Below are 21,115 nucleotides of genomic sequence, written 5' to 3'. Positions count from 1 at the left end.
GTCACCAGCCCTGGCCCTGGCGTTTCAACTCCAATCTCCGTACAAACTCCTCGAGCACCAGCGCATACAGGTCGTCTTGCAAATAGGCATCTTCGATACCGGCGTCCATATTGGGGTTGTCGTTGACCTCGATCACCACCACTTTGTCGCCGGACTGCTTGAGGTCGACACCGTAGAGGCCGTCGCCGATCAGGTTGGCGGTTTTGACCGCCAGTTCCACCACTGCCTTGGGCGCTTCATGAACCGCCAGGGTGCGGCATTCGCCGTTGATGTCCTGGCCGATAGCCTTGTGGTTATAAATCTGCCAGTGGCCCTTGGACATGAAGTATTGGCAGGCAAAGATCGGCTTGCGGTTGAGCACACCAATGCGCCAGTCGTACTCGGTGTAGAAAAACTCCTGGGCCAGCAACAGCACCGAATGTTCGAACAACTCGGCGGTGGCCTTGAGCAGGGCTCCCTGGCTTTCCACCTTGATTACGCCGCGCGAGAAGCAGCCGTCGGGGATCTTCAACACCAGCGGGAAACCCAGGCGCTCGCCGACCCTTTCGAAATCTTGCGGTCGCTCCTTGTAGAGAATCTCGGTGGCGGGCATGCCCAGTTGATGGCTGTTGAGCAGGTCAGTGAGGTAGACCTTGTTGGTACAGCGCAGGATCGATGCCGGGTCGTCCATGACCACCAAGCCTTCGCTTTCGGCTTTTTTGGCAAAGCGATAGGTGTGGTTGTCGACACTGGTGGTCTCGCGGATCAGCAAGGCGTCGTACTCGGCCAGCCGTGAGTAATCCTTACGCTCGATCAGTTCCACATCGATGCCCAGCCCTTTGCCGACCCGCACGAAGTTTTCCAGGGCGCGAGCATTGGACGGCGGCAGTTGCTCCTGCGGGTCATGAAGAATCGCCAGGTCATACCGCGCCAAGCGGCGTGAGCGCGGCTGGCGCCAGATCTTGCGGCTGAAGTTGTCGAGGGCGTGGGCGAACTGGTCTTCCTGGTCATCGCGCAACTTGTGCAAGACCCCGGACTTGACCCCGTCGATGTGCCAGCCATTGTGTTTGCGAAACTCAACTAACAAGATCGGGCACGGGAAGGTTTCAAATAACTGGCGGGCCAATTCTTGCAGCGGCTCTATATTGGTTCGACCAAAATAAAGTGTCAGGGTAAAGCCTTCGGTATTGCTGTAAAGGTGATGACTCAAGGCTTTATCGAGGGTTTTATCCAGGTCATCCAGTGACAAGCCATACAGCGACTTTTTAGTCAGTTCACTGATGGTGCGTACCGACGGAATCACCTTGTGCCCGCGCGCTTCGGCCAACAACGAGCAGTAGTAGCCGTGGCCCAGGTACTTGTAACTGCGGCACAGGTTGATCACCTGCACACGCTTGCCCGTCTCGCTTTCACGGGTTTGTTCAAGGTATTCCTGGGCGGTCACGATGTCTTCGCTGGGGAAGTAAGAGGCCCAATCTTCCTTGCGTTCGACAATGATCACCACTTGGCTGGAACCTTTGCTTGCGACCGAAAAATAACCGCTGGAAGTTATTGTCGCCGCGACGTTTTGCTCGGATACTTCACGCCAATGACCTTGTACCGCTGACATAATATTTGATCCGCTTTAGAGAACTCGACCTTTTCTATTAAGCACGATCTTTTAGAGAAGTCCCGTTTCGTTACGCAACTTTTACGGCGGTTATATGGCTCTTTCCTTTCGCGTTGCAACCCCTGCTGATGTGCCTGAATTGGTCGCACTGGAACAGCACTGTTTCACCACCGACCGGCTCTCGTTGCGCAGTTTCCAGTGGATGATCAGCCGTGCCCATGGCCAGTTGCTGGTGGCGGAAAATGATGCGCAGTTGCAAGGTTATGCACTGGTGCTGTTCCATCGCGGCACTTCATTGGCGCGCCTGTACTCCATCGCCATCGCCGAGCGTGCGCGCGGCATGGGCTTGGGCAAGCAATTGCTGACGCGCATCGAGGCCTGCGCCCTGGAACATGATTGCGCCTATCTGCGCCTGGAAGTACGCACCGACAACCCCGGCGCCCTGGCGCTGTACGAGCGCAACGGCTATCGCCGCTTTGCGCTGATAAATGACTATTACGAAGATCACACCGCCGCTATTCGCCTGGAAAAACGCATCCTCCAGCACCAGGTCGCACGCCCCCAGAGCGTGCCCTATTACCAGCAGACCACCGACTTCACCTGTGGCGCCGCGTGCTTGCTGATGGCCATGGGCGCGTTGCTGCCTGGGCGCGTGGCCGGGCGGCGCGAAGAACTGCAGATCTGGCGTGAAGCCACCACCGTGTTCATGACCGCAGGCCATGGCGGCTGCAGCCCGCAAGGCTTGGCTTTGGCGGCCTGGCGCCGGGGTTTTCGGGTGCGTATGCAGGTGAATGTGCGCGGGCCGTTGTTTCTGGATGGCGTGCGCGACCAGCACAAAAAGGACGTGATGCGCTTAGTGCATGAGGCGTTTGAAGAGGAATTGGTCGGCAGCGAAGTCGAACAGGTATTCGGCGGCGCGCTGGATTTACCGCAGGTATTGCAGGCCGGCGGGCAGCCGCTGGTACTGATCAGCAGCTACCGCCTCACCCGTTCCAAGTCGCCACATTGGGTGATGGTCACCGACTGCGATGAAGAGTTCGTCTACCTGCACGACCCCGACGTGGACCACAGCCAGCATCGCCAATCCCTGGACTGCCAGCATCTGCCGGTCAGCCATGGGGAGTTCGAGCGCATGTGCCGTTTTGGCAATAACAAATTGCGCGCGGCCGTCGTGTTGTTTAAGCCACCTGCTTGACGCCGGCCTTGGCTTCCAGCTCGCGCACCAGCGGCAGGACGCGCTGGCCGAAGTATTCGACCTCTTCCTGAAAATGCAGGAAGCCAGCCAGTATCAGGTCCACGCCCACAGCCTTGAGCGCGACTATGCGCTCGGCGATCTGCTGCGGCGTGCCAATCAGGTTGGTCTTGAAGCCGTCGTTGTATTGCACCAGGTCCTCAAAGCTGGACTTGGCCCAGTTGCCCTCGCCTTCCGGTGAGGCCTTGCCCGCCTGTTTGGCCGCATCGCCAAACGCATTCACCGCTTCGGGGTCGGCCTTGTCGATGATTTCGGCGAGCACGGCGCGGGCTTCTTCTTCGGTGTCGCGGGCGATCACAAACGCGTTTACACCGACTTTCACCGAGTGGTGATTGGCCGCGGCCTTGATGCGGAGATCGTCAACCTGGGCCTTGATACCTTCGGGCGTGTTGCCGTTGGTGAAGTACCAGTCCGACACGCGTGCCGCCATGTCCCGCGCCGCCCGTGAGCTGCCGCCCTGGAACACCTCCGGCTGGCCGAGTGGCTTGGGTTTGAGGCTGTAATTGTTGAAGCGGTAGAAGTCACCCTTGAAAGTGAAATCGTCCTGGCTCCAGATGCCTTTGAGGGCACGGATAAACTCCTCGGAACGGCGATAACGTTCGTCATGTTCCAGCCAGGGTTCGCCAATGGCCTGGAATTCGCCCTTGAACCAACCGCTGACGATATTCACCGCGATGCGCCCATTGGTGAGCTGGTCGATGGTCGCCAGCTGCTTGGCCGCCAGCGCCGGCTGCCAAGGGCCAGGCAGGATCGCGGCGATCACCTTGAGCCTAGTGGTCGCCGCCAGCAACGCATGGCTGAACGCTACAGACTCATGCTGATTGTCGGCACCGTAGCCGGCGGTGAAGCGAATTTGCGTCAGGCCATATTCGAAGCCGGCCGCCTCGGCCAACTGCGCGAGCTTGCGGTTGTAGTCGATGCCCCAGTGCGTGCGCTGTTCGATCTTGCTGACCACCAGCCCACCGCTGACGTTGGGCACCCAATAGGCAAATTTCACGGCTTGCTGACTCATCTGGCAGTACCTCGCACGAAAGAAGGATGTAACCAGGCTTGAGCAGCAAGCGTGCCAGACATCATCAAAGCGCCACCCCACGGGCGTTGCGGCGTATATCGCTGTGGTTTTTGCCAAGCCGGCGAATGTCGCGGATGGCCTTGTTTTGTCGATTTACTGTTGCTGGGGCAACAGCAGTTTGGATCCATCCCCAGTAAATACGGGCTGCGCCGCCCGGCACGGACTGTGCAATCAGCTCACCATTGATCACTGCCCAGGAGCCGTATCCCATGACCGAGCAACATGTCATCAACCCGCTGTCCATCGGCGTCGATTACCCCACACTTGCCGCGCGCTTTCGGCCGATCTTCCAGCGCATCGCCGAAGGTGCCGTGGCACGTGAACAAGCGCGCGCCCTGCCCTATGAGCCGATTGAGTGGCTCAAACACGCAGGGTTCGGCGCGGTGCGGGTGCCGGTGGAATACGGCGGTGGCGGCGCGTCCCTGCCGCAATTGTTTGAGCTGCTGATCGAACTGGCGGCGGCCGACTCCAATGTGCCCCAGGCGCTGCGCGGGCACTTCGCCTTTGCCGAAGACCGCCTGAACGCGCCACCCAGCGCGGGTCGCGACCTGTGGTTCAAGCGGTTTGTCGACGGCGATATCGTCGGTTGCGCCTGGACCGAAATCGGCACTGTGGCCATCGGCGATGTGGTCACTCAGGTCAGCCCGGATGGCGATCACTGGAAGCTCAACGGCGAAAAGTTCTACAGCACCGGGAGCATTTTCTCCGACTGGATCGACGTGTACGCCCAGCGCAGCGACACCGGCGCCGACGTGATCGCCGCCACCCGCACGCACCAGCCCGGCGTGGTGCAACGTGATGACTGGGACGGGTTCGGCCAACGCACCACGGGCAGCGGCACTACACGGTTTACCGATGCGGTGGTTGAGGCCGACAACGTGATCGACTTCGCCACCCGCTTCAAATACCAGACCGCGTTTTACCAGTTGGTGCTGCTGGCGAGCCTGGCCGGTATTGGCCGTGCGGCGCTCAACGACGTGGCGCAGCAGGTGCGCAGCCGCAAACGCATCTACAGCCATGGCAATGCCGCACATGTCAGCCAGGACCCGCAGGTTCAGCAAGTGGTGGGCGAAGTGGCCGCGCTGGTGTATGCCGCCGAGGCCAGTGCGTTGAAAGCTGCGGTGCCGGCGCAACGGGCTTACTTGGCAAGATTTGCCGGGGATGAGGTGGCTGAGCGTGAGGCAAACGTGGCTGCCGAGATTGAATCGGCGACAGCGCAGGTGGTGGTGTCGGAGTTGATTCAGCGGGCTACCAGTGAGCTGTTCAATGCACTGGGGGCGTCGGATGTGCGCCAGGGTAAAGCGCTGGATCGCCATTGGCGCAATGCGCGGACCGTGTCGTCGCATAACCCGGTGATCTACAAGGCGCGGATCGTGGGGGATTGGGTGATCAATGGAACCGAGCCGCCGTTTGTGTGGCAGATCGGGAATGGGCCTGGCAAAGCGTAATTGATCGTTCCCACGCTCTGCGTGGGCATGCATCCTGTGACGCTCCGCGTCACGGCTTCAAGAGCGGGACGCAGAGCGTCCGGGGTGGCATTCCCACGCAGAGCGTGGGAACGATCCTGTGTACCACTCAGAACGCGAGCTTATACCCGATGGTCATCAACATAATCGCCAGACACGGTCGCAACACGCCGTCCGGTACTTTGCCGGTCATGTGGCTGCCCAGGTAAATCCCCGGCAACGACCCCATCAGCAAAAAGCCCAGCAAGTGCCAGTCCATATTGCCCATGCTGGCATGCCCCAGGCCCGCCACCAGGGTCAGCGGCACGGCGTGGGCGATCTCGGTGCCGACCAGACGCCGCGTGGCCAGGAACGGATACAAGATAAACAACGCCACAGTCCCGAGGGCACCCGCGCCGATAGAGGTCAACGCAACCATGGTGCCCAGGATCGCGCCGGTGACGACTGTGAGTGCGTTGAGGTTGCGCGGGCTCATGTGGTAATCATCGCCCGCATGCCGCTGGGCGAACGCCAACAGGCTTTTCTTGAACAGGATTGCCAGCGCCGTCAGCAGCAGCACAAAGCCCAGCGCCTGCTTGATCACCGCATTCATCGCGCTGGGATCAGTGTGCAGGCTGGCCAGGAACCACAGCGTCAAAAGCACCGCCGGCACGCTGCCCAAGGTCAGCCAGCCAGTGATGGTCCAGTCGATATTGCGGTTTTTGCTGTGTACCAGCACCCCACCGGACTTGGTGATGGCGGCGTATAACAAGTCAGTGCCCACGGCGGTGGCCGGGTTGATGCCGAACCACAACAGGATCGGCGTCATCAGGGACCCGCCGCCAACACCGGTCATGCCGACGATAAAACCAACGATCAGGCCAGCGACTACAAAACCAAAATTGCCCACATCCATTACAACTACCCGCGGCCTTATAAAATTCTGGCCGCAGGATAGCGATTTTTCTTATAACGACTTATATCAATATGATCTGACTTTATGCTTTTTCTGTCAGACGATGGCAGACATAGGCCTGGGTCTGATACGGAAACGCCACAGTGTCACGCCCGCGCAGCGCCGGGTGAGTGTTGATCAGCCCGCGTAATTGCTCGGTCACCGTGGCCTTTTGCGCGGCCGGTAGCGCCGCGATAAAGCTCACAGACAGAAAGCGATCCATGATCACTTCCTGGGGGCTGCCCACATGCTGATAGGCAAAACAGCTCATTTGCGGCGCGGAAAAATACCCACCGGTGAAGGCTTCGCGCCAATGCCCTGTATGAAAACGCGGCGTGTCGCCTTCATAGGGCGTAATGATTTCGGTGATGGCCGCAACCCAGTCCACCGACTCATCGCGCACATTCCACACCAGCCCCAGGCGCCCGTCAGGCTTGAGCACGCGGTGGATCTCTGCCAGTGCGGCCTCGGTTGCGAACCAGTGGAAGGCTTGCGCGCACACCAGCGCATCGGCGCTGGCCTCCGGCAAAGGGATAGCGTCAGCGGTGCCGCTGAGCAGGCGTACATCCGGCAACAGTTTGCTCAGTTGCGCGCCCATGGCCTCGACCGGCTCGACGGCAATCAGGCTGGGCGCCAGGGTGCTGAGCAAACGGGTGAACTTGCCGGTGCCGGCCCCCAGGTCGATCACGGTCGACTGTGCGTTGATACCCAGTGTATCGGTCAGCCAGCCGGTGAGTTGGCGTGGGTAGTCCGGTCGACCTTGGGCGTAGGTGGCGGCCTGGGTCGAGAAACCTTGTTGAGCAGACGTGTGAACACCAGTCATTGCGAGGTTCTCCTCGGGGGCGGGCGCACAGTGTGCGCCCTCTGAGGTTTATTTTCTAACCCGTGCATCCAATCGTGCGCCTCGCGTGTAGTCCTTGCAGTCACCCCGCTGTTTTACTCAAATGGAGCACTACCCATGAACGCTAAAACACTGTTCTGCCTTGCGGCTGCACTCACCGTTGCGCCTGCGGCTTTCGCCCAGACCGGCTTGCCGGACAGCATCAAGGTGCCGGACGGGCACAAGATTGCGATGGAAACCACCGGGGTCGGCGAAATCACCTACGAATGCCGCGACAAAGCCAACGCCGTCGGCCAGACCGAATGGTTCTTTGTCGGCCCCAAAGCCGTGTTGAATGATCGCAGCGGCAAGCCGGTGGGCAACTACTTCGGCCCGCCCGCCACCTGGCAAGCCCAGGATGGCTCGAAAATCACCGGCACCCAACTGGCGGTAGCGCCTTCGAGTGCAGGCAACCTGCCCTATCAACTGGTCAAGGCCAACCCGGCCGAAGGTAAAGGTGCCATGAGTGGCGTCAGTTACATCCAGCGTGTCGCCCTTAAAGGCGGCGTGGCGCCGAGCAGCGAATGCACGGCGGCGAACAAAGGCCAGCAGGCCGTGGTGAAGTACCAGGCCGACTACATTTTCTGGGCAGCCAACTGAGTAAACTCGGCTACGCTGCCTGTGGCGAGCGCGCTCGCCACAGGACTCAGCCCTTTAAGGATGCCGTGTTTGTTTGATTACGAAACCTGCCTGGCGGCGTGTGCCCGTGGCGACCAACGCGCCTTGCGCCAACTCTATGCCGAGGACAGCAGCCGCTTGCTCGGCGTGGCGTTGCGCATTGTGCGTGACAAAGCCCTGGCCGAAGATGTCGTGCATGACGCGTTTATCAAGGTCTGGCGCGGCGCCGGCAGTTTCGACCCAAGCCGTGGTTCGGCGCGGGGCTGGGTGTTCAGCGTCACCCGGCACCTGGCGCTCAATGCCGTGCGCAATCACTCCCGGGAGGTGGCATTGAGCGACGAACACGAGCAGCTCGCCGCCCCCAATGACAGCTTCGAATTCAGCGCCCGAGAAGGTCAGGTGTACCGCTGCCTGGAACAACTCGACCCGACCCGTCGCTCGTGCATCCTTCACGCCTATGTCGACGGTTATTCCCACAGCGAAATCGCCCGGAAACTGGACACGCCCCTGGGCACTGTCAAAGCCTGGATCAAACGGAGCCTCGTCGCGCTGCGCGAGTGCATGGCATGAGCAACCCACTGGATGAACTCGCCAGCGAATACGTGCTGGGCACCCTGCCCGCCGAGCAACGCGCCGAGGTCGAGCAACGCCTGAAGCATGACATCGAGCTGCGTGCGGCGGTGGATGCCTGGGAGCAGCGCCTGCTGCCACTGACCGCCTTGGCCGAACCCGTGCCGCCGTCCGCGCAACTGTGGCGGCGCATCGAGCGCAGCACGGCAAACAACCAGGACGCCGGTGTGCCTTGGTGGAACCTGCTGGCACTCTGGCGTGGGTTGGCCGGCGCAGGCCTGGTGACCACACTGGTGTTGGCGGCCCTGCTGTTGACCCGCCCGCCCGTAGCCGACCCGACGTTTGTGGTGGTGTTGGTTGCGCCACAGAACCAGGCACCCGGCTGGGTGATCCAGGCCAGCCATGACCAGCAGATCCAACTGATTCCGTTGGGGATGATGGAGGTTCCGAGCGACAAAGCCCTGCAATTCTGGACCAAGGGCGATGGCTGGCAGGCTCCGGTGTCATTGGGGCTGGTCAAGCCTGGGCAAACGCTCTCGGTGCCGCTGGACAAGCTGCCGCCGCTCACGCCCAACCAGCTGTTCGAGCTGACCCTGGAAGACCCTCGCGGTTCACCGACCGGCAAGCCGACCGGGCCGATCCAGGCCATCGGCCGCGCGGTCAAAGTGCTCTGATCAACCTGCGCTGGGCAACCACACCCTGAACCGTGCCCCGCCCAGGGGCGAGGCCAGGGCCGTCAATGTACCGCCCTGGGCTTCCATGGCGCGCCGGCTGATCGCCAGGCCAAGGCCAAAGCCGCCAGTGGCGCGGTCGCGGCTGCGGTCCAGGCGATAGAAGGGTTCGAAGATACGCTCGCGCTGTTCCACGGGAATGCCGATGCCGTCATCGTCCACCCATATTTCACAGCCATCGGCACACACCTTGACCCCAACCTGAATGCGCTTGTCGCAATAGCGCGTGGCATTGCGCAACAGGTTCTGCAATGCCCGGGCCGTGAGGCGCGGGTCGAGGCTGAAACGCTCCACCGCGCAGTCAAGCGCCACGTCGATGACGATCTCGGGGTTTTCCAGTTCGTCATCGACGCTGCCCAGCACGCTGTCGATAAACTCGTCGAGCACCACGTCCACCCGCTCCGGCAACTGCGCCGGGTTTTGCAGGCGGCTGTAGGAAAGCAATTCCAGCACCAACTCGTCCAGCTCGCGTATATGCGCCACCAGGCTTTGCAGGCGCTCGCGGCTGGCCTGGGGCAAGTCTTCGGACAGCGCCAGGGCCAGGCCGAAGTCCAGGCGCGTCAGCGGCGTGCGCAGTTCATGGGACACCGCGTTGAGCAAGTCGCGCTGCTGGTTGAGCAGGCCTTCGATGTCGTCGGCCATGGTGTCGAACACCGACGCCAGGCTGCCGATGTTGGAGCTGGCGGGAATCTGTGTGCGCTCACTGAGGTTGCCCCGGCCCAATTGCGCGGCGGTGCTTTTCAGGCGCTCCAGGTCACGCCAGTGCGGGCGCAGCCAGAACAGCAGGCAGGCGAGCAAGGCCGCGCCAATCAGCACGTTCATCGACCAGTACAGCAGGTTCATGTCCAGCGGGTCCGGGGGGATGCTCAGTTTCACCGCAAACTGCTGGTTGATCGGCGAACTGATGTCTTCCATCCAGCCCCACTCGCCCAGGCGGATCACCGGCTTGCCGTGCTCCAGCAGTTGCTCCTCCTCGGGGGTATAGCTGGCGTCCTGGCGCAGCAGCAACTTGACTTGCAGCGGCGCGAAATCCCGGTTCAGTTGCTCGGTCACGTGCGACCAATGCTCCACCGGCGCACGCAGATACTGCTTGACGATAAGCTTTTGCAGGCCACGGGTCTGCTCGATGTTGTAGTCCATGTAGCGGTGTTCAAACAGCTGGATCACCAACTTGGGAATCAGGAATATCGCGGCACTGAAGGTAATGATGGTGACCAGGTAGAGGCGCAGCAGTACACGAAACATGGATCAGCATTCCCACTCGGAACGGCTGAACAGGTAGCCCTTGCCCCATACGGTCTTGATCTTGCGCGCCTCCCCGGCGTGGTCGTCAAACTTGCGGCGCAGCTTGGAGATGGCCACGTCCACCGAACGGTCGGTGCCGTTGAACTCGATACCGCGCAAACGTTGCAGGATCTGGTCGCGGCTGAGCACTTCACCGGCGTGCCGGGCCAGCACCACCAGCAGGTTGTACTCACCGCTGGACAGCTCCACCGCCTGTTCACGCCAGGTCACGGTGCGTTCCGACAGGTCGATGCACAGGTTGCCCATGACGATCTGGTCGTTGGCCACCTGTGGCTCGGACAAACTGCTGCGGCGCAGCAAGGTGCGTACACGGGCGAGCAGCACACGTGGCTCGCAAGGCTTGGTGACATAATCGTCGGCGCCCATCTCCAGGCCCAGCACCTGATCGTGGCTGTCATCGCGGGCGGTGAGCATCAGAATCGGCAGGCCCGCCGAGTCGGCACGCAGCAGGCGGCACACCTGCAAGCCGTCGAGACCGGGCAGCATCAGGTCGAGGATCACCAGGTCCGGCGGGTTCAGGCGCGCCCGTTCACGCACATGGTCGCCACGGCTGAGCACATTGACGTGGTAGCCATTGCGTTCCAGGTAGCTGGCAATCAGCTCGGAGAGTGCGGCGTCGTCTTCCACCAGGAGGATGTTGGGCATGGTGTTTCCAAATAATACTGTTTGTCGGCGGTACGCAGACCCTTGTGGGAGCGGGCCTGTGTGGGAGCTGGCTTGTGTGGGAGCTGGCTTGCCTGCGATAGCATCGCCTCGTTCTCTATGAAAGACCGAGGTGCCTGCATCGCGGGCAAGCCCGGCTCCCACATAAGCCCGGCTCCCACACAGGCCCGGTTTTCACATTAGATCTTTGCTGTTTGCAGGATTGTGCAAGGATATACGCCCTCAAGCGACTATGGGCCGCACCTTACACTTCTTCACACACGGCCTACACAGCTTCACAGCACCACGGCGCAGGTGTCTTTAGGATGCGCCAGTCAATATTGGGATATGAGCATGTCGAAGAATCTGTTTGCGCCGTTTTGCCTGCTGGCCCTGACGCTGGCCCTGAGCGGCTGTGGCCAGTCGGCCGATGAAGCGCCAGAGATGCCACTGGCCAAAGTGCGCATCGAAACCCTGCTGGCCTTGCCCCTTTCGATCACCAGCGAATTGAGCGGGCGTATCGCCGCGCCGCGCATTGCCGAAGTGCGCGCACGGGTCGCCGGCGTGGTCATGCAGCGGGTGTTCAAGGAAGGCCATGACGTAAAACAGGGTGACGTGCTGTTTCGCATCGACCCCGCGCCGTTCAAGGCCGACCTGGACAGCGCCCAGGCCAACCTGAGCAAGGCCGAAGCCAACGCGTTCCAGGCGCGCCTGCAAGAACAGCGCTACAGCCAGTTGGTCGAAGGCAACGCCATCAGCGGCCAGGACTACGACAACGCCCGCGCCGCCGTGCGCCAGACCAACGCCGAAGTCGCCGCCAACAAGGCCGCGGTCGAGCGCGCCCGGTTGAACCTGGGCTACGCCACCGTCACCGCACCGATTTCCGGGCGCATCGGCCGTGCGTTGGTGACCGAAGGTGCGCTGGTCGGCCAGAACGAGGCCACGCCGCTGGCGATTATCCAGCAACTGGACCCGATCCACGCCGACCTCACCCAGTCGACCCGCGAACTCAATGACCTGCGCCGCGCCTTCCGCGCCGGCAGCTTGAAGCAGGTCGGCCAGGACCAGGCCAAGGCCACGCTGATCCAGGACGACGGCAGCCTGTACCCGTTGCCGGGCAAGCTGCTGTTTGCTGAAATCAGCGTCGACCCAGGCACCGGGCAGATCATCCTGCGCAGCGAGTTCCCCAACCCGGACCTCGACCTGTTGCCGGGCAGCTTTGTGCGTGTGCGCCTTGAACAGGCCGTGGACAAGCAAGGTATCAGCGTGCCGCAACGCGCCATCACCCGTGACAGCGCCGGCATCCCGATGGTGCTGCTGTTGGATGCCGACCAGACCGTCAGCCAGCAGCCAGTGGAACTGGGCGCGGTGATTGAAGACCGTTGGATTGTCAGCAGCGGCCTCAAGCCCGGTGACCGTATCGTCGTCGAAGGCCTGCAACACGCGCGCCCCGGTGAAAAAGTCGAGGTGGACGACAGCCCCGCCTCCGGCCAGCCAGTCAAGGAATAACCCGCCATGCCGCAGTTCTTTATTGATCGCCCGATTTTCGCCTGGGTGGTGGCCCTGTTTATCCTGCTCGCCGGCGCGCTCGCCATCCCGCAGTTGCCGGTGGCCCAGTACCCCAACGTCGCGCCACCGAAGGTGGAAATCTACGCGGTGTACCCGGGCGCCTCGGCCCAGACCCTGGATGAAAGCGTGGTCAGCCTGATCGAGCAGGAGCTTAACGGCGCCGATCACTTGCTGTACTTCGAATCCCAAAGCAGCCTGGGTTCGGCCACTATCACCGCGACCTTCCAGCCGGGCACCAACCCGGAAATGGCCCAGGTGGACGTGCAAAACCGCCTTAAAGCGGTAGAACCGCGCTTGCCGCAAGCCGTGACCCAGCAAGGTTTGCAGGTGGAGAAAGTCTCCGCCGGCTTCCTGCTGCTGGTGACCCTGACCTCCAACGACGGCAAGCTCGACGACGTAGCGCTCAGCGATTACCTGGCGCGCAACGTGATGAACGAACTCAAGCGCCTGGACGGCGTGGGCAAGGCCCAGCTGTATGGTGCCGAACGCGCCATGCGCATCTGGATCGACCCGCAGAAGCTGATCGGTTTCAACCTGACGCCAGCCGACGTGAACGCCGCGATCAGCGCGCAAAACGCTCAGGTCTCGGCGGGCAGCATTGGCGATTTGCCAGGCACCAAGACCCAGGAAATCACCGCCGCAATCCTGGTCAAGGGCCAACTGTCGACCCCGGCGGAATTTGCCGACATCGTGCTCAAGGCTAACCCCGACGGTTCCACCGTGCGCATCGGCGATGTGGCGCGGGTGGAAGTCGGCAGCCAGGAATACCAGTTTTCCACGCGCCTGAACGGCAAGCCGTCGACCGCCGTCAGTGTGCAACTGTCGCCCGGCGCCAACGCGCTGAACACCGCGACACTGGTGCGGGCGAAGATGGACGAGCTGTCGCGCTACTTCCCGGCCAACGTGGAGTACAAGATCCCTTACGACACGTCGCCGTTCGTCAAAGTCTCGATCACCAAGGTGGTCTACACCTTGCTCGAGGCGATGGCACTGGTGTTTGCGGTGATGTTCCTGTTCCTGCAGAACGTGCGCTACACCTTGATCCCCACGCTGGTGGTGCCGATTGCACTGATGGGCACTTTCGCCACCATGTTGTTGCTGGGTTTCTCGATCAACGTGCTGACCATGTTCGGTATGGTGCTGGCGATCGGCATCCTGGTGGACGATGCGATTGTGGTGGTCGAAAACGTCGAGCGCATCATGGCCACCGAAGGCCTGTCGCCCAAGGACGCAACGAAAAAAGCCATGGGCCAGATCACTGGCGCCATCGTCGGGATTACGCTGGTGCTGGTGGCGGTGTTCCTGCCGATGGCGTTCATGCCGGGTTCGGTGGGTGTGATCTACCAACAGTTCTCACTGTCGATGGCCACCTCGATCCTGTTCTCGGCGTTCCTGGCCCTGACCTTGACGCCGGCACTGTGCGCCACTTTGCTCAAGCCGATTGCCAAGGGCGAGCACCATGCCAAGGGCGGTTTCTTCGGCTGGTTCAACAAACGTTTTGAGCGCCTCACCGACCGCTATGAAGGCTGGGTGGCCTATGCCCTCAAGCGCAGCGGCCGCTACCTGTTGATCTATCTGGTGCTGCTGGTGGGCCTGGGGTGGATGTTCAGTCGCCTGCCCTCCTCATTCCTGCCGGTGGAAGACCAGGGTTACACCATCACCGATATCCAGCTGCCACCGGGCGCGAGCAAGAACCGCACGGTGCAGGTGGCCGAGCAGATCGAAGCGCACAACGCCGGCGAACCTGGGGTGGGCGATACCACCATGATCATGGGCTTCAGTTTCTCCGGGTCCGGGCAGAACGCGGCGCTGGCCTTTACCACGCTCAAGGATTGGTCGCAGCGCAGCAGCGACGATTCGGCCTCGGCAATTGCCGAGCGTGCCAACGAAGCGTTCAGCGAGCTCAAGGATGCGATTGCCTACGCGATCCTGCCGCCGCCGGTGGACGGCCTGGGGACTTCCAGCGGCTTCGAGTTCCGTTTGCAGGACCGTGGCGGCGTCGGCCATGCCGCGTTGATGCAAGCACGTACCGAGTTGCTGGCCGCCGCCGAAAAAAGCCCGATCCTGGCCAACGTGCGCGAAAGCGCCTTGGCTGAAGCACCGCAAGTGCAATTGCAAGTGGATCGCAAGCAAGCCAACGCCCTGGGCGTGTCGTTTGCCGATGTGGGCAATGTGCTGTCCTCGGCCATCGGCTCGGCCTATGTCAACGACTTCCCCAACCAGGGCCGCATGCAGCGCGTGGTGGTGCAGGCCGAAGGCGACCAACGCAGCCAGGTGGCGGACTTGATGAAGATCAACGTGCGCAATAACGCCGGCAAGATGGTGCCCTTGTCATCCTTTGTTGAAGCCAGCTGGACCCAGGGCCCGGCGCAGCTGACGCGCTACAACGGCTACCCGGCCATCTCCATCAGCGGCGAAGCGGCACCGGGGCACAGCACCGGTGAGGCCATGGAAGAAATCCAGCGCCTGGTCAGCCAACTGCCGGCCGGCCTGGGCCAGGAGTGGACCGGGCTGTCGTTGCAGGAACGCTTGTCCGGCTCCCAGGCGCCGTTGCTGTTGGGCCTGTCGCTGCTGATCGTGTTCCTGTGCCTGGCGGCGCTGTATGAAAGCTGGTCGATACCCACCTCGGTGTTGCTGGTGGTGCCGCTGGGTGTGCTCGGCGCCGTATTGGCGGTGGGCTTGCGTGGCATGCCCAATGACGTGTTCTTCAAAGTCGGTTTGATCACCATCATCGGTTTGTCGGCGAAGAACGCGATTCTGATTATCGAGTTTGCCAAAGACCTGGTTGACCAAGGTGAGGATCTGATCGACGCCACCCTGAAAGCCGCGCGGCTCAGGTTGCGGCCGATCATCATGACCTCGCTGGCGTTTATCCTTGGCGTGGTGCCCTTGGCGATTGCCACCGGCGCCAGCTCGGCCAGCCAGCAGGCGATTGGTACAGGCGTGATCGGCGGGATGATCACCGCGACGCTGGCGGTGGTGTTTGTGCCGGTGTTCTTTGTGGTGGTGATGAAGCTGGTGCGCAGGCGCGGCAAGCCTGACTGATCGGCACCGCGGATCCCTGTGGGAGCCAGCTCCCACAGGGTTCACTTATCTCAAGTACAACTGAATGCGCTATGGTGCTCACAACCTCCCCTGTTGTGAGCACCTATGGCCTTCCTCGCCCGCACCCACCCTCGCCTCTCATCCGCTGCCGTGCTTGGCCTTGCCGTGGGCATCCTGGCGCCGGCCGATACGCTGATCAGCAAAATCCTGATTGGCTGGAACGCCGGGGTCTGGACCTACCTGGCATTGATGCTGTGGCTGACCAGCCGTTCACGTGCCGATGACGTAAAACGCATCGCCGAGATCGAGGATGAAAACGCCGGGCTGGTGCTGTTCATGGTGTGCATTGCCGCGATAGCCAGCCTGGCTACCATCACAGTCAACCTGGTAGGCAGCAAAGACCTGGACAGCACGGCGCGCCTGCTGCACTACGGTTTTACCGGCATGACGGTGATTGGTTCATGGTTGCTGACCGGGGTGATTTTCAGCGTGCATTACGCCCGCCTGTTCTACACCTGGGACGGTGATGAGCCCGCACTGCGCTTTGCCGAAGGGCTGCGTAACCCCAATTACTGGGACTTCCTGTACTTCTCGTTCACCATCGGCGTGGCGGTGCAAACCGCGGATGTGGGGGTTGCTACACGCGCAATGCGCAAAGTCGTTTTGGGCCAGTCGTTGATTGGGTTTCTGTTCAATACGGCGATTCTGGGCTTCTCGATCAATATTGCTGCCGGGTTGTTCAGTTGAACCCTGATGGTATGGCGGCAATCCTGATCTAACCGGGAAAGGCTATTGAGGAGCGCTTTTGCGTTCAAAAAAAAGCCCTGATCTTTCGATCAGGGCTTTATAGGGCGCCGGTTTATTTAGAACGCATAACGCAGGCCAACATTGACAGCGGCTTTTTGCTTGATTTTGTCACTGGTGCTGGTCTCCAGGTCGACATGCGCCTGCAGGTCCTGGGTAAACGACACAGCCACACCGGCACCGTACTTGGTGCGCGAGCCCGACAAATCATTGTTGAAGGTCTGGTTGTTGACCGTGACCTTATTGTTGTTGGCAAACTCATGGACCATTGCCGCACGCAGGTAAGGCTTGATCAGCGTGCCATCATCGAGTTGGAACTCATGACCAACGGTCGCACCGGCCTCGGCGGTCCTTGAGCGGGTGCGCTCACCGTCCACTTGCAAACCGTTTTTCAGGCTGTACGTGCCACCCTGGACCACAATGGTCGACAGTCGGCCGTAAGGTTCAATAAAGGAACTCTCACCGAACTTGATATGACGGCCGAGTTCAGCCGATACACCACCGCCTACGTTGTTGTAGCCACCCTTGGTCGACGTGTTGTCACTGAGTGTTGCCTTGGCCTGGTTCTGGAACCGGTTGGCTTTGGCCACGGCATCAAAATAGAAACCGCTTTCTTCGTCCATCCAGGTGGCATAGGTACCCAGGAAGTAGCTCTTGACGGTACCGGCAGCGCCGCGAGCCGGGTTTACGTCAGAGTTACTGTGGCCGCCAAATACACCCACCTTCCATTGGCTGTCGCCCAGCGGCGTATCAGCACCGATGGAAAAACCTCGCAGGTTCTGCGAGTAGCCGGTGCCCGAACTCTGGGACACATCATATTGACTGCCGATACCACGGACCCAAAGACCGGTGCTTTTCGAGTAACGCAACTCACCCATACGTTGGCGCAATGAGCCCTCTTCGGCGGTCATGATGGTCACCGGGGTGTTGAACAATGCCGTCACCACGCGGGCACTGCGGCTGATCACACGGGTTTGCGTGTCCAGAAACCAGTCATTGCCTTCCTGTTTCAGGTTATAGGCATAGGCACCCATGTCGACCGGGCCGCCCTCCAGGGAGAACGCCGCGTCACCGCCGCCGGTGTGCACAACCTGGGTTTTGACCAGTTCGCTGCCGCTGGCTGCGAGTGCCAGGCTGTGGTTGCCCGTGGCTTCGCCGGTGACATTGATAAAGTCGGTTTTGCCTTGGTCGAAATCGGTGCCCATGACAAAGGTGCCGTTACCCGAAAGCGTCTGAAGGTTCAGTTGGTAAAACTCATTCGCCGCGCCCATGGTCACCGTACCACCGGCCATGTTCAGTGCGCCCACCTGGCTGTCACCGGTCATGTTCCAGTTGGAAGCATTGCCTACGCTCAGGGTGGAGACGTTCTGCAACTGGCCCGTCAGCTCGGCGTTGTTTTGCAGGTTCAAATGCACGGTGCTGGTGGCATCGGCGATTACATTACCGGCCAGGTTTCGGCTGTTATCCACATTCATCGTTGCCGTGGCACCGCCAGACACCGACAGTAGATTGCCATTACCGCCTTTCAACGTAGAACCGTTGAGTACATCGATAGACACCACTGGCACTCGATTTGGCGTGCCCCTGACCGAGATGGCCGAACCGCTGCGACCCTCAACCACGGACTGGTCCAAAACCAGTTTGCCATCCGTCAGGTCCCCCCGATTACGGGTGAACGACACGCCATGACCATTGCCGATGATAGTACTTTGCGTGGCAGTCGCCGTGGCACCTGCGAGGGAGAGCCCAAAGGCCCCTACTCCCGTGCCCTGCACCAGCGAGTTTTGTTTAAAGTGTAACTGACTGCCGGTGAATGCTTCCGCACCGCCGATAGCGCCACTGATCGTAGAGTTGCTGACCTCAGCGGACGAGCCGCTCGAAGTGCCTACAAAACCAAACGCCTGCAACCCTACGCCGCTGGTATTGGTGAGGGTACTGTTATTAATAACCGCCTTACTGCTGTCCAGCCGCACGGCGCCGTATAGGGAATCGCTCGAAGTAACACGTGCAGCCTCCATGTTTACTGTGGAGCCCTGCACAGCATGTACACTATTCGCCATACTGCCGCTGTTCATGTTCAACGTGGAATTTGAAAGGTTGATCGTGGTGGCTGTTGCACGGTTCATCGTCAACGCTGATTGGCCCGACAATTGCCAATCCGTTGTTTGCTCAGTTGCGTCAATGGTTCTTTGCTCACCGCTACCTATCACAACCGCCTGAGCTTGCCCCTGCATCGCGGCAAACAAACAGAATGTAATGGTGGGGACTTTCATCATTGCACTCAAGGGTTTGAGTTCGAACGTGTTCAGTGCCGACATGGTCAATCACTCTTTTGGTAAGGCCTACAAAAGCGGTTCGGCTCACTTCCTGAAAGTGACGCCTTACCTGTGCGGCACGTAGAGTAAGTATTAAACACTCACTCTTATGTAGGATTAATCTGCAACCTATTGGTAAGTAGGCAGCACTTTGGGTCATCCAATCGGTAGGGCACTGTCAGGGAAACCCCCTCTCAGAGTGAGAGGGGAACCCTGCAGCGTATCAATGACGCCTCTAAGGGACGATGATTGGTCCCACGTTATCGCACCGTGTGAAACTCAACGTCGTACGTACGTTAACGCCCGCGGTACCACGCCCCAGCGTGCCGTTGTTCAGCGGCACGGTGTAAGTCGCCTCCGCACGCCCTACTTGGGCATGTTCAAGGAAACCCGCGTAGGGAATCCGGAAGATATGGCCGTTATCTCTAATGGTAGGGGTAACGAGTACGTTGAAACTTTGCGTTTGGTCAAAAAGCCGAGGTGTGCCCGTGCGAGGTCTGAACACCTGCAGTACCAAGGTCAGTAGCTGACCAACCACCATTCTCGGGTCCGGATCCACAGCTACCCTGCCTTCCCAGTTTGTCGGCGCCGGTGCTACTAGCGCTTGGCAGGCCCATTGACCAAACGCCCCCCCCGTCGCATTGACATATTTAGCCGCCGGCAGGAGTGTAGTTACCGCATCCCGCACTTCAACCTCTCTAGGTAACGCGCGATTGAGGTTAGTGGCAGACGTTGGCGTTGCCGTTGGTGATACGACATAGCTGATGTTATGTCTGCCATTGCCCAGTTTTTGAAAGACACTCCAGTCGATGTCCCAGGTGACAAAGTCTCCAGGTATCTCATTGCTTATTTCCTTAGCGGGCGCGATGAACGTACCGTCAGGGTTGACAAGGATAAGAAACATGCCTGGCGCCGGCAGTTCAGCAGGGTCAGAGGTTCGCCATAACTCGACCGTAACGGTGACCGGCTTGCCAGCCTGTGCAAACTCCATTATGTTCGCTGCCGCCGCGTCGGTCCCACGGAACGATGCTGGAATCAGTCGGGTATTGATACTGCCTGGTATTCCAGGATTGCTCGGCCCCGTCACACTAAAGTCCACTCTGAACGGCGTGGTCGGGCCAGGGACAGTGTCACCATTTTTGCGTATTTCATAGGCGATACCGACCGATTTCGGACCTTTTGCATTGGCATAGTCCGCTACAGCCAGGGGGCTCAGAAAGGCCTGATCCAACGTGATTGGAACCGAGAGAACGCGAGACCATGGGCTCCAAGCTCCATTGTTGTATCGAACCCGATACTCGTCCTTGGTAGTGTCAACGTTCGTATAGGTCGGTATTTCGCCCGTTGGGCCTGATTTCAAGTCTTCAATAGTGACCAAGTCATCAACGAGGTCTGGCGCCTGGTGAATGATAATCGGCTGTAAATTTTCGGGTGCCGGATCCAGCGCGATAGTGAAGGTAATCGAAGGCGCAGAGACCAAACTTGCATTGCCCTGCGAGTCCCTGATTTGGTAAGTAAAGAAGCACGGCCCCCCTTGCGTAATCTCATTGGCGAGCACTGTCAGCATGTTGCCGGTTTGGGCCATGGGCCGGGGTGGAGTCTGTCGGGCTACTTCTGTGGCTGTCACGGGGGTGCCGTGGTTATAGAAGAAGGTCAGCTCATCTCCTGGCTTCCAAGCCCCGAGGCCCGTCGTTACGTTGTCAGGAATAGAGAATGGCAAATTGAACAGCATCAGTTGTGCCAGACTAATAACCTGGCCCGGCGGGAAGGCCCCCGTGTATTGCGGCGCAGGTGGCTGCCCCCTTAAATAGGGTGGATCCAAGTCTATTTTATAAGTCGAAATGGGTGAGGACTGGCCGAGAGAACCAGGCCTGTCTACGGAGCCTGGAATAGTTGGATCCGCACCCTCATTCTGGTGCAAGTCAAAACGTACTTCAAAATCACCCGACAGCTGCATTCCCGAGCTCGTAACGACAGGAATACTCGCCGAAAACTTGTCACCTGGGGCGTTGATTACAAATTGCACTTGAGCCACTAACGTCCATGAGTCAGGCAAGTCATTAATGACGTCTCTTCGATAGACTAGAGCCCAGTCACCCGCGTCTGAACCTGGGCCGGAAGTGATGATCAACACCACAGGCTTGTTCCCGTCAGCCGCTGAAATATACCCTGTTACAGGGTCTACTCCTAGGATTTCGGGAGCAACTGCTCCAGGGCTGGGATCTGCCTTTACCGTAATTTTTTTACCGATCATGTCCTATTCTCCATCCGCAATTATATTTTTACCGAATAAAACCAAACGACCAGGGACCTCTGGATACTAA

The 21,115-nt window shown here is 60.1% G+C and carries 17 protein-coding genes; 9 read left to right on the top strand and 8 right to left on the bottom strand.

All coding sequences use genetic code 11. The annotated features are described in order from the left end of the window. Window position 1: 1 nt before the first annotated feature. Window positions 2–1,588, bottom strand: a complete 1,587-nt coding sequence (locus GIW28_RS17725) for a RimK family protein (protein WP_236458976.1) — start codon at window positions 1,586–1,588, stop codon at window positions 2–4. Window positions 1,589–1,682: 94 nt separating this feature from the next. Between GIW28_RS17725 and GIW28_RS17720 the strand changes: the two genes are divergently transcribed. Next, the gene (locus tag GIW28_RS17720; protein ID WP_236447931.1) at window positions 1,683–2,783 is read left to right on the top strand and encodes a GNAT family N-acetyltransferase/peptidase C39 family protein; all 1,101 of its coding nucleotides are present in this window, start codon (window positions 1,683–1,685) and stop codon (window positions 2,781–2,783) included. Here the strand turns inward: GIW28_RS17720 and sfnG are convergent. Then, a complete protein-coding gene (gene sfnG, locus GIW28_RS17715) occupies window positions 2,767–3,852 on the bottom strand; it encodes a dimethylsulfone monooxygenase SfnG (protein ID WP_099548248.1) in 1,086 nt (361 codons plus the stop codon). The genes GIW28_RS17720 and sfnG overlap by 17 nt on opposite strands. Window positions 3,853–4,121: 269 nt before the next feature. Between sfnG and GIW28_RS17710 the strand changes: the two genes are divergently transcribed. Then, on the top strand, window positions 4,122–5,360 hold the full coding sequence (locus GIW28_RS17710; protein WP_138453614.1) for an acyl-CoA dehydrogenase family protein: 1,239 nt from the start codon (window positions 4,122–4,124) through the stop codon (window positions 5,358–5,360). Window positions 5,361–5,487: 127 nt separating this feature from the next. Here the strand turns inward: GIW28_RS17710 and GIW28_RS17705 are convergent, their stop codons facing one another. Beyond that, complete coding sequence (locus GIW28_RS17705) at window positions 5,488–6,273, bottom strand: sulfite exporter TauE/SafE family protein (RefSeq protein WP_017135039.1); 786 nt, start codon at window positions 6,271–6,273, stop codon at window positions 5,488–5,490. A gap of 82 nt (window positions 6,274–6,355) precedes the next feature. Then, window positions 6,356–7,135: a class I SAM-dependent methyltransferase gene (locus GIW28_RS17700; protein WP_017135038.1), complete on the bottom strand. Its 780-nt coding sequence runs from the start codon at window positions 7,133–7,135 to the stop codon at window positions 6,356–6,358. 135 nt (window positions 7,136–7,270) lie between these two features. On the opposite strand from GIW28_RS17700, the gene GIW28_RS17695 reads away from it, so the two are divergent. From GIW28_RS17695 to GIW28_RS17685, 3 genes are read left to right on the top strand one after another with little or no spacing between them, the layout of a single operon-like run. Continuing rightward, window positions 7,271–7,792: a DUF3455 domain-containing protein gene (locus tag GIW28_RS17695; RefSeq protein ID WP_017135037.1), complete on the top strand. Its 522-nt coding sequence runs from the start codon at window positions 7,271–7,273 to the stop codon at window positions 7,790–7,792. A 60-nt stretch (window positions 7,793–7,852) separates the two neighbouring features. Then, window positions 7,853–8,380, top strand: a complete 528-nt coding sequence (locus GIW28_RS17690) for a sigma-70 family RNA polymerase sigma factor (RefSeq protein WP_177034846.1) — start codon at window positions 7,853–7,855, stop codon at window positions 8,378–8,380. Then, window positions 8,377–9,054: an anti-sigma factor gene (locus GIW28_RS17685; RefSeq protein WP_099548241.1), complete on the top strand. Its 678-nt coding sequence runs from the start codon at window positions 8,377–8,379 to the stop codon at window positions 9,052–9,054. Before GIW28_RS17690 ends, GIW28_RS17685 begins: the two co-directional genes overlap by 4 nt. Here GIW28_RS17685 and GIW28_RS17680 read toward each other — a convergent pair whose 3' ends face one another. Both GIW28_RS17680 and GIW28_RS17675 read right to left on the bottom strand, forming a co-directional pair. Continuing rightward, entirely contained in the window at window positions 9,055–10,356 is a 1,302-nt protein-coding gene (locus tag GIW28_RS17680) for an ATP-binding protein (protein ID WP_099548239.1), read from the bottom strand. Between the two features lie 3 nt (window positions 10,357–10,359). Then, entirely contained in the window at window positions 10,360–11,061 is a 702-nt protein-coding gene (locus tag GIW28_RS17675) for a response regulator transcription factor (protein ID WP_017135033.1), read from the bottom strand. A gap of 351 nt (window positions 11,062–11,412) precedes the next feature. On the opposite strand from GIW28_RS17675, the gene GIW28_RS17670 reads away from it, so the two are divergent. From GIW28_RS17670 to GIW28_RS17660, 3 genes are all read left to right on the top strand, one after another. Next, window positions 11,413–12,567 (top strand): efflux RND transporter periplasmic adaptor subunit, encoded by a 1,155-nt coding sequence (locus GIW28_RS17670; protein ID WP_236447387.1) that lies wholly within the window; start codon window positions 11,413–11,415, stop codon window positions 12,565–12,567. A 6-nt stretch (window positions 12,568–12,573) separates the two neighbouring features. Then, window positions 12,574–15,672 carry an efflux RND transporter permease subunit gene (locus GIW28_RS17665; protein ID WP_236447388.1) on the top strand — a complete coding sequence of 1,033 codons (3,099 nt, stop codon included), beginning with the start codon at window positions 12,574–12,576 and terminating at the stop codon, window positions 15,670–15,672. A 105-nt stretch (window positions 15,673–15,777) separates the two neighbouring features. Beyond that, on the top strand, window positions 15,778–16,419 hold the full coding sequence (locus GIW28_RS17660; protein WP_219266295.1) for a DUF1345 domain-containing protein: 642 nt from the start codon (window positions 15,778–15,780) through the stop codon (window positions 16,417–16,419). Between the two features lie 116 nt (window positions 16,420–16,535). Here GIW28_RS17660 and GIW28_RS17655 read toward each other — a convergent pair whose 3' ends face one another. Further along, window positions 16,536–18,035, bottom strand: coding sequence for an autotransporter outer membrane beta-barrel domain-containing protein (locus GIW28_RS17655; protein WP_225933051.1), 1,500 nt, complete (start codon window positions 18,033–18,035; stop codon window positions 16,536–16,538). Between the two features lie 700 nt (window positions 18,036–18,735). On the opposite strand from GIW28_RS17655, the gene GIW28_RS17650 reads away from it, so the two are divergent. After that, a complete protein-coding gene (locus GIW28_RS17650; protein ID WP_158235122.1) occupies window positions 18,736–18,876 on the top strand; it encodes a hypothetical protein in 141 nt (46 codons plus the stop codon). A gap of 150 nt (window positions 18,877–19,026) precedes the next feature. On the opposite strand, the gene GIW28_RS17645 is transcribed toward GIW28_RS17650, so the two are convergent. Next, window positions 19,027–21,045: a hypothetical protein gene (locus GIW28_RS17645; RefSeq protein ID WP_236447389.1), complete on the bottom strand. Its 2,019-nt coding sequence runs from the start codon at window positions 21,043–21,045 to the stop codon at window positions 19,027–19,029. Window positions 21,046–21,115: the final 70 nt, after the last annotated feature.

The sequence above is a fragment of the Pseudomonas sp. PA-5-4B genome, assembly GCF_021606215.1.
In the GTDB taxonomy this organism is placed as follows: domain Bacteria; phylum Pseudomonadota; class Gammaproteobacteria; order Pseudomonadales; family Pseudomonadaceae; genus Aquipseudomonas; species Aquipseudomonas edaphica.
Note: the sequence above shows the minus strand (reverse complement) of the source record. Positions and strands in the feature narration are given on the sequence as shown.